Here is a 598-nt window from a genome sequence, read left to right on the forward strand (position 1 = left end):
GGGTCTTCGTCAGGAGCAAACGGGCAGCCGAACGGGTTCTGGAGCAGTGCATCAAGTCACTGGAGCAGGGCCTGAAACTGAAGGTGAACCGGGAGAAGTCCAGGATCGGTCCAGCGGGAGTTGCAACGCTGCTGGGCTATGGCTTCTACTTCACCGCCTCCGGGGTGAAGCTGCGGGTCGCGCCGAAGGCCCTGAAACGGGCCAAAGCGAGGCTGAAACAGCTCACGTCCCGGAAGTGGAGCATCTCGATGGGTGAGCGCATCACGCTGCTGAACCGGTACATCCAAGGCTGGATGGGTTACTTCCGTTTGGCCGATACCCCGCGGAAGTTCGCGGATCTGGATGAATGGTTCCGGCGGCGGATGCGTCAGATCCGGTGGAAGGAATGGAAGAGACCACGCACCCGCGTGGCCAAGCTGCGCAAGCTCGGCATCTCCCGGCAGAAAGCCTGGGAATGGGGCATGACCAGCAAGGCCTATTGGCGGATCGCGAAGTCTCCCATTCTGTCCCGGGCCTTGCCCAACGAGTACTGGGAAAACCTGGGGTTGGTATTCCTTCACGATGCCTGGCGTCGCTACAGGACAACCTGACGAACCGC

At 61.2% G+C, this 598-nt stretch carries 1 protein-coding gene; it reads left to right on the plus strand.

Annotation, left to right across the window (positions count from 1 at the left end; translation table 11 throughout):
* The coding region (locus tag ABEA18_RS24055) for a group II intron maturase-specific domain-containing protein (protein ID WP_345453811.1) at positions 1–590 on the plus strand (590 nt) is incomplete at its 5' end.
* Positions 591–598 lie beyond the last annotated feature (8 nt).

Origin of the sequence: Arthrobacter gyeryongensis (assembly GCF_039543785.1) — a bacterium.
GTDB lineage: Bacteria > Actinomycetota > Actinomycetes > Actinomycetales > Micrococcaceae > Arthrobacter > Arthrobacter gyeryongensis.